Here is an 8,577-nt window from a genome sequence, read left to right on the forward strand (position 1 = left end):
GTTCCCCCTTTGAGATGTCCGTTCCCCCTTTGAGATGTCCGTTCCCCCTTTGAGATGTCCGTTCCCCCTTTGAGATGCCGGTCTATAGTGAATTAATAAAAGTCATTGGCTTGCACGTCATAAAAGGCTGTGTGTGGGCTTTGTGTTGGTGAGAAATATTTGAAAAAAGACTAAAATGCCCCTTATGAACGCTCTCAAAGGTCAATGGCTGTTGCAACATGAGGGACAAAGGGTATGATAATGCTCAGCTACTACTTTTATGAAGTGAAAAGAGGTATGAAGGTAAAGAAGGATGTGGAGTAAAAAGGGGCGTGCTTGATGGTTCACTTTACGGGGGCTATTATATTTTATTTACAGACACTGTTTTGAAATGAGCGTGGATGCGCTGGGAAATATTAAAAAAGTGCGTGAATGAAAAACACAAGTGTATTCTGTTTTAGGATGTCCTATTGTACCTGAAGAGGATATCTCCATTAAAGAATGCGATAAATAAAAGCATAAAATGTGTAATTTCATCAGTTAATTGTTGTTGTCGTGGATGCTTTAGTCCCGTAAAGCTGAAGAGTGATGATGGATGTTAGCTTTACTCCTTGAAATTTTATATTCTGCCAAAATGGAATTGTATGCGCATTGCGAAAGTTACACAAAAAGAGATAGGTAATAGGTTCGCTTTTATTTGGCATATAAAAGCTGAAACGGTTTACTCTTCATTGTTTTGGTTTCTCTCTTAAAATATGCGGTTCTATAAGGGATGAAAGTTGATTGACAGCGGGAATGGAGTTTATATGGCTTAAGTTTTCATCGTTAAGGTTTTGGGGAACTATTGGGGGACATAGTGGTTGGTTTAAAGAGGCTGGAAAATATCTTTGTGCTTAATAAAATAGATGAGAAATTTTGCTGAAAAGGGAAAACTTCTCTTGTTTGTTATTTGAAATGCTCTTTTAAGAAAAAATATCAAAATAAGTATCAGGAACAGAGAGGCAATAGACAATTCCTTCTTTTGTCAATTTGAGGAAAGCGGAACCATTCACGGAAATGGGAACGATTTTTTCGAGAACGGCACTACCAAAACAGGCTTTTTTATTGTTTGGGGGGGGGATGTCGGATTCAAAATTTTCATGCCAAGTGATGATAAGTTGCGTTTTGCCATTCAGTTTTGTTTCGATTTCACAGCGTACACAGATGCTACCCTTTTCTTGGGAAAGGGCTCCAAAAGAAAGAGAATTTACAATTAGTTCATGAAAAGCCAAACCAATATGCAAAGCGGCATTGGGAAAAAGATAAGGATCTACGCCTTCAAGTGAAAAACGTTCTGTTTCTTTCATAAAATAGCCTAAAGCCTGCGTTTGGACCAATTCGCGAAATTGAGCACCACGCCAATCGGAATCAGTGATCAGATCTTGAGAATGAGAAAGAGAATGAAGACGACCTTGAAATTTGCGTAAGAAAACCTGAAGAGATTCAGTATAGCGGGCGGTTTGGCTGGCAATACTTTGAATGATCGCTAGAAGATTTTTAGAACGGTGACTGACCTCGCGAAGAAGGATTTTGAGCACTTGTTCACGGCGGCGTAAGCCGGAAATATTAACACCGGTGGTGATAATACCGATAATGTCTCCGTTATCATTACGATGACAATCAATAGAAAATTTATACCAAATCTCTTGTTTTTTTGTATCTTCAAAACGTGCTTCAACAGTTTGCATTTTGCCACTCGCTAAAACTTGCAGTTTGATGGTTTCCATATTGTCTGCAAGGTCAAGCGAAAAAAAGTCGCTGTCACGACACCCAACCCGCCATTTATTGTGCAAATGGTGTGGCAAGTTTTCAGCCCATAAATAAACCAGATTTGTTGCCTGATAGAGAACACAAATATCAGCACCACGAATCGCTTGCATGAGCGCACTCATATGAGATCTATCCATGGGAGGCTTTGAAAGAGGCGTAACGATCATAATTTTAAGATGTTACTCTGTTCTAAGCCGCTTTAGAAGCATTCTCTTGAAAAAATAAAGCTTGGGAAATAAGCGCTTTCACCATATCAGGGTTAAAAGGTTTGGTCACTAAAAAAGTTGGTTCTGGACGTTCGCCGGTCAGCAGCCTTTCGGGAAAAGCCGTGATGAAAATCACCGGTATACGGTCATTTTTCAAAATCTCGTTGACCGCGTCAATACCTGAACTGTTATCGGCTAATTGAATATCAGCCAAAATCAACCGTGGTTTTTTCTTATGATACATGATGACAGCTTCATCACGCGTGCGCGCTATTCCTACAACATGATGACCTAAGCTTTCTACCATTTGCTCAATATCAAGCGCAATAAGAGGTTCATCTTCAATAATCATTACTTCAGTGGCAATTTGTTGAGAAATATCAATGGATGCTTGGTTGAGAAGCTTACGAAATTCTTTCGTATCCAGATTCATGATTTCGCTGGCTTCTTGTTCATGAAATCCTTCAACGGCAATGAGCAAAAATGCTTGGCGTGCACGGGGCGTGAGATAGGATAATTTGGCACTGGTTTTTTGTTCAAGACCAAATTGGGGCAGGGGTTCAGGGATGTTCGGTGTGGTTTGGTCAAAAAGATGGCAAAAAAGCCAATAGGTACCAATTCGGTCACTGGATGCTTTGGGAAAAATGGAGATATCGGCAATGAGTGCTTCCAACATCGCTGACACATAAGCATCGCCAGAGGATTGGCTACCGGTGACAGAGCGGGCAAAACGCCGAAGATAGGGAAGATGCGGGGCAATGCGCGTTGATAATGACATAATTTATAACTCCTTTGATCTTTCAAGCATTTTGTTGGTTGAAATTCTCAACAGATAAAAAAGTTCCTTGATTTGTATGGAACTTTTTACCGATAGCCATATTTACAACCATAAGGCGAAAAATTCTTCGCGGTGCTACTGATATTATATGGATTAGGGGGATGAAAAATGAACAACCGTGATGAAAAAAATCTCACCACACAATTTACAGTTGGAGATGATCTTCTCGGGGTCAATAGCGAAATAGCACGGAAGTTACGTCAATTTTACATGGAAATTCAAGAAGAAGCACTGCCGCGGTGTTTGCTCGAGCTTTTAGAGAAGTTGGAGCGCGCAGAGCAATTTGGCTTAAACGCAGAGCAATTTGGCTTAAACAATGTGGAAAAGGTTTGAATCCTTTATGTCAAAGTGCGCGAAAAACTTTAAACAAGAACTCCTTTCGGTGTTGCCGGCTTTACGAGCTTTTGCTGTTTCTTTAAGTGGCAAGCAGGATAAAGCCGAAGATTTGGTCCAAGATACTGTTATGAAGGCATGGGCTAAGCAAGATAGTTTTGAGATGGGAACCAATCTTAAGGCTTGGCTTTTTACCATTTTGCGCAATGAATTTTACAGTCAAATGCGTAAAAAGGGAAGAGAAGTTCAAGATACCGATGGCGTGTTTACTCAAAATGTCGCTGTTCATCCTGCTCAATATGGATCGCTTGACTTACAAGATTTCAAAAAAGCCTTAAATTTGCTTTCTGCCGATCAAAGAGAAGCCATTATTCTCATTGGCGCATCGGGGTTTTCTTATGAAGATGCAGCGGCTATTTGTGGTTGTGCTGTTGGAACCATTAAAAGCCGTGTGAGCAGGGCGCGTAATCGATTACAAGAACTTCTCAAGGTGGATGGTGAGTCTGATTATGGTCCTGATTCTTATTCAGCTGGAAGTACATTGTGTTCATTTAACGGCTAAAAAAGCATAATAATTATGATCGATAGCCTTGTTTTTTTTATTCCCGTTATAGCTATTACAGTAAAGTCAGTATCTGAGGAAATTCAGAGTGTTTGGCGTGTATCCTTAGGAACACAAGAAAAGCCTGTATAAACTTTCCCACGGGCTTTAGGTTTTATGTTCCATAAGGTTGCCTTCCTTTGTGCTGAAAAATGACGACTTTCAAGTTCGCCAATGGACATTCTATGACAACAAAAACAAATTTGATGCCTCAAATGCCTTCTTCTGATGCAACGATATCACGCTGGCGGTGGGTAGCGATTGTTGTTTCTCTTGTTATGGCTCTTTTGGCATCGGTTTTTATTATGTTGCTTTCAAATGCCGTTGATCGAGAAGTCGCACAGTTGAATACAAGTTCAGAATTACGCGAACAGGCTGATTTGGTCCTTATTAGCTTGATTGATATGGCTGTTGCTGATCGCAGCTATGCAAAAACGCGCAAGGTGGAAGATAAAATACGTTTTGAAAATGCAGAGCGGGAGTTGGGGGATATTCTCGATTATATCGCACTTATTGTTTATGCGCATCCACAATGGGATGAATGGTTTACGGCTTTTAAAAAAGAGGTTGAAGCACGAAAAGCATTTATGAATGCCCATATGCATGCTCTTGATGCGATTCCTGAACAACCTTCTCATGCTGCCTCTTTTGAAGTATCAAAGATTCCTGTGGCACGTTTAGCTCAATTGATGACAAGCTTTATTAATGGGGATGATGTGGTGCGACAAAAACAGCGTGAGGGTATTGCATTGATGCGGGCTGCTTTGACATTGGCGGCTATTGTTTCCGTTGTGAGTACTTTTATTTCTGCCTATTTTGTTATTAATCGTTTTCATCGTGATGTACGCTCTTTAAAATTGTATCAATTGCTGCTTCATAGCGAAAATATCGCTCTGGAAGCCCGCGTGAAAGAACGAACACAAGAATTAGAAAGAGCACGCAATCACGCTGAAAAAGAACGCCAACGGGTTGAAATATTGTTGCAGGATGCAAGCCATCGCATTGGCAATTCTCTTGGGACGGTGTCTTCTTTGCTGGGGCTCCAGTTAAACCGGAGCAAAAATGAAGAGGTACGTTCTGTTCTAGGAGCTGCACGCGATCGTATTCAGACAATTTCTACAGCACATCGTCGTTTGCGCTTAAGTGATGATATGGAAACGACTTTTTTGGCAGAGTTTCTCAGTTCTGTTGTGCATGATGTCGAATTGGCTGTCCCTTTTGAATTGCGTGAAAACATCACTATTCACACCAACTTTAAAGATTGTCGCCTGTCTTCAAGAGATGCGACAACACTTGGAATTATCCTTGGTGAACTGCTGACAAATTCCTTAAAACATGCCTTTCCTGATCAACGTACCGGTCATATTTATATCTCTTTTGGTCCCCAGAAAGATGGACAATTGATGCTCATTGTAGAGGATGATGGCGTGGGAATGAAAAGCCAAACTTTAGAACAAAAAACAGGACTTGGTCGTGTGGTCGTGGAACAGCTCTGTATGCAATTTGGTGAAAAACCTCTGTTTGAAACTTCTGCTTTAGGAGGCACAAAGGTTGTCATTCCTTTGCCAAAACTACGCATGAAGAGTTCAAAAAAAGCTCTGACTGATTTTTAAAAGGGATAAACTCTTTGCTCTCTGCTTGTTCGTTTTAATAAAAATGAGAATAAAATATGACTTAGATAACGCGAATACAGCACCATTTACATCAGATTGTCAATTGTCTTCAAGAGAAGCAACATTGCTTCTTCATCTTTTGGTCTTTTTGTTTTTCGCTTTGTTGACTCCGATTATAGGCTTTCAAAATTCTCCTTTTTTGTATGTTTTATAGCTTTTAAGTGCTTAAGTTAAAATTTAAATTTATTTTGAATAAGAGCTCCTTTAAATCAATAATACTTATATTAGTAAGCTCTATTTCTTTGCGAAGAGATTGTTTTTTCAAGTTTTGTTATTTTTTGTAAGGCATGTAAAACTTTAAATATATGGTGTTTTTGTAAAAGTGTGTAACGAATATTCTTAAGGATAACTTGCTCATAAAGTCTATGAAACACCGTCCTTTAGGGCTATGAACAGCATAAGCATTAGGTGGAATCTCTTCAACAAGAAGTCGGGTTGTTTATAGAATGATATGGGTTTTAGAATCTTCATCTTTAGAAAAACTCACCTTTGATTAAAATTTTATTGCATGGAAAACAAAGGGATTTTTATCGTTTTGATGAAACAAACAAGAAGAGTTAGCCTTTTTGGGTTTCATATTTTGCACTTTTCTATTATGCATAAACATGCAAAGGGGAGGGCGTTTTATTTTTAATCATTGTTATGCGACCTTGGGTGGTGGCATATTTCGGCGTATTCTTTATAGATGTTTAAAGTGCGAAAATCTCTTTGAGAAAAATAAGCGCTAAAGCATATTTTTTAGATGTTTTGAGTTGTAAAAATGCAGATGCTTTTATGCTTTAAGTCTCTTCGGAGGGGGGTATCGGGCTGTTGATCAAAGAATCAATATTGTTTTTTTCTTGTAGGAATGTTTGTAGGTCTTGATTGGTTAAGGCTTTGCTATCCGGTATACGGATGCGCATGGGATCAACTTTGACGCCATTGACAATGATTTCAAAATGACAATGGGGACCGGTTGCCATTCCTGTTGTTCCAACATACCCAATGATTTGTCCTTGTCGTACTTTCACGCCTGGTTTGATGTCTGGTGCATAACGGCTTTGGTGTGAATAACTGCTGATATATCCATTGGCGTGTTGAATTTCCGTGTGATTTCCATAGCCACCTGTTACGCCTACTCTTGTGACAATACCATCTCCTACAGCAATAATGGGTGATCCTTTAGGAGCAACCCAATCAACTCCCGTATGCATGCGAACATAGCCTAAAATAGGATGTTTGCGTGGACCAAAGGGGGAGCCAAAAATCCCATTTGGTGTGGGTTTGCGCAGCAAGAAAGGCTTTGAACTCCTCCCTTCAGAATCATAATAATCAACGCTTCCATCTTTTAATTGATAACGGTAATATTTATAAGTTGTATTTCCAAAAGTTGCGCTAATATAACGAATTTCTGGATCAGTGTTTTTGGATGCTTCCTTTGCTTTCAAGTTCTTTTTGCCGTTTTGGTTTTCTTTATCGCTTTGTGGTACGGCATAAAATATTTCGATTTGATCATTGGGGGTTATCGGACTTTTCATGTCAATATTGGTGGCAAGCAGACGAATAAGACGATGAGAGAGAGATTGTGATATATTATGGCTTAGCAAGGCATTATAGAGTGCATCATAAGCTGTTGGTAATTGCGCGCTATTGATATAAGAATGCGGAATACCATTTTGAAAAGCCGTTTTAAGAGCTTTAGACATTTTAGGCTCTGTGCTTTCAATGAATTGGCCTTTATCATTCAGCGCAATGGTGAGAACATGATACATCCCTTGATAGATACTTGCGCGTACGAGATGGTCTTCTTCACCAGCTTGTGTCACAATACCAATGCGTAAAAGACTTCCCTCTTTAAGGGTATCGGAAAGGCTCATTTTTTCTAGCGTTTTTACAACCTGTTCAATTTGCTTTTTTGTATAACTGGTTTTTTTGAAAGCATCGGCTATCTTTTGTTTTTTACGAATAGGAATAATATCTTCAACATAGTTTTTTGTCAGATCGATACGGTGACTTTGAGGAGAAACGGTTACATTTTCTTGAACAATGCGAACTTCAGGGGATTCTGTGCCTTGGGAATCAGTGGATGCATCTTCTAATTTTAAAGGATCAATCAATGTGAGAACTGAAAGAAGTTCGGTACTTTTTTCTAAAGTGAATCCAGCTTTTTGCACTTCTTGTTGTGCCTCTTCATCTGTCAGCGTATCGTTGTTGTCAAAATCGAATTGATTTACCTTAAAATCATAGCTGCGTAAGGTGATTTTTGTTTCAACCTTTGCTCCATAAATCTGTCCAGAATCTTGTGGTTTGGCGCTTTGATTTTTCGAATCACTGGCAAGAATGCTTAAAGAATCAAATTTTGGATAGCTATATTTCTGGGGGCGCTTTTCGGCTAAAGCCATACGAATCCATTCAAAATGTTGTGTTTGAATAACTTGTTCATCGCCTTTTTTTTGCAGAATCGATAGTTCAAATTGACGTTTGCTGTCAAAGCTTTGTCGTGCATGGGTGGGAAAAATACGATCACCTTTATACCCATTGGCCTCAGGATCTTGTGTATGGGAGAGGTTTTCTTTTGTAAACCATTGTGGAGGGGTTACCAATCGCTGTTGTTCATCAAGAGCCGTAAAAAGTGCAATACCCATAAGAATGCAGGAAGTGATTCCTGTCAGAACGGTTCCCGTAAGCCAACGGGCCGAAACTTGTCGGCGCGCAGGACGCAAGCGTTTAACGACAAGAGCAGGGTCCTGTCCGGGATCGTTTTTTTGTTGTTCGTTATCCCACATAGATTTTAAGAGTACTTTTTCAATATTAAATAAAGAAAGCTAGCATAGCTTAGCATGTTTCTACAAGAATTTGATTCTTTTTACAAATTACAGATCATACGAATTCTCTTTATACAGTAATGTCTTTATGAATCGTACCTGTGCAGAAAAATTTCCTTATTAAAGTAACATAAAACAAGCGTTATTGTGATTAATCCATTCCTAGGCACTTCCTATTTTTATGCATTGCAATGGGGTGCTATATTTTACTTTAAAGGCGCTATGCTCCCTTTAACTCTTTCTGTTTTCATGTTTTATTTTTATTTTAGTGTAATGTATTGAAATACAACCAGTTGTTTATGTTATTTTATTTTAAAAAAAAGTAAAAAATGAT

The 8,577-nt window shown here is 39.1% G+C and carries 6 protein-coding genes; 3 read left to right on the forward strand and 3 right to left on the reverse strand.

Translation table 11 applies throughout. From position 1 onward, the window contains the following. Nucleotides 1-941: 941 nt before the first annotated feature. Together ACFIKB_RS03130 and ACFIKB_RS03135 are read right to left on the reverse strand one after the other, a co-directional pair. A complete protein-coding gene (locus ACFIKB_RS03130; protein ID WP_375652800.1) occupies nt 942-1,955 on the reverse strand; it encodes a sensor histidine kinase in 1,014 nt (337 codons plus the stop codon). Nucleotides 1,956-1,977: 22 nt separating this feature from the next. Beyond that, a complete protein-coding gene (locus tag ACFIKB_RS03135) occupies nt 1,978-2,772 on the reverse strand; it encodes a response regulator (RefSeq protein WP_015856822.1) in 795 nt (264 codons plus the stop codon). Nucleotides 2,773-2,940: 168 nt separating this feature from the next. Between ACFIKB_RS03135 and ACFIKB_RS03140 the strand changes: the two genes are divergently transcribed. From ACFIKB_RS03140 to ACFIKB_RS03150, 3 genes are all read left to right on the forward strand, one after another. Further along, on the forward strand, nt 2,941-3,165 hold the full coding sequence (locus tag ACFIKB_RS03140) for a NepR family anti-sigma factor (RefSeq protein WP_375644534.1): 225 nt from the start codon (nt 2,941-2,943) through the stop codon (nt 3,163-3,165). Nucleotides 3,166-3,172: 7 nt separating this feature from the next. Beyond that, nucleotides 3,173-3,727 carry an RNA polymerase sigma factor gene (locus ACFIKB_RS03145; RefSeq protein ID WP_375635652.1) on the forward strand — a complete coding sequence of 185 codons (555 nt, stop codon included), beginning with the start codon at nt 3,173-3,175 and terminating at the stop codon, nt 3,725-3,727. A 224-nt stretch (nt 3,728-3,951) separates the two neighbouring features. Continuing rightward, nucleotides 3,952-5,379 carry a sensor histidine kinase gene (locus tag ACFIKB_RS03150; protein ID WP_375644535.1) on the forward strand — a complete coding sequence of 476 codons (1,428 nt, stop codon included), beginning with the start codon at nt 3,952-3,954 and terminating at the stop codon, nt 5,377-5,379. A gap of 839 nt (nt 5,380-6,218) precedes the next feature. Here ACFIKB_RS03150 and ACFIKB_RS03155 read toward each other — a convergent pair. Then, entirely contained in the window at nt 6,219-8,204 is a 1,986-nt protein-coding gene (locus ACFIKB_RS03155) for a M23 family metallopeptidase (RefSeq protein WP_375635655.1), read from the reverse strand. Between the last annotated feature and the right edge of the window lie 373 nt (nt 8,205-8,577).

The sequence above is a fragment of the Bartonella sp. MR110HLJHH genome (assembly GCF_042194225.1).
In the GTDB taxonomy this organism is placed as follows: Bacteria; Pseudomonadota; Alphaproteobacteria; order Rhizobiales; family Rhizobiaceae; genus Bartonella; species Bartonella grahamii.

What these genes read in the sequence shown, in the direction of transcription:
- ACFIKB_RS03130 (WP_375652800.1), bottom strand. Translation starts at nt 1,955, where the DNA reads ATGATCGTTACGCCTCTTTCAAAGCCTCCCATGGATAGATCTCATATG.
- ACFIKB_RS03150 (WP_375644535.1), top strand. Translation starts at nt 3,952, where the DNA reads ATGACAACAAAAACAAATTTGATGCCTCAAATGCCTTCTTCTGATGCA.
- ACFIKB_RS03135 (WP_015856822.1), bottom strand. Translation starts at nt 2,772, where the DNA reads ATGTCATTATCAACGCGCATTGCCCCGCATCTTCCCTATCTTCGGCGT.
- ACFIKB_RS03145 (WP_375635652.1), top strand. Translation starts at nt 3,173, where the DNA reads ATGTCAAAGTGCGCGAAAAACTTTAAACAAGAACTCCTTTCGGTGTTG.
- ACFIKB_RS03140 (WP_375644534.1), top strand. Translation starts at nt 2,941, where the DNA reads ATGAACAACCGTGATGAAAAAAATCTCACCACACAATTTACAGTTGGA.
- ACFIKB_RS03155 (WP_375635655.1), bottom strand. Translation starts at nt 8,204, where the DNA reads ATGTGGGATAACGAACAACAAAAAAACGATCCCGGACAGGACCCTGCT.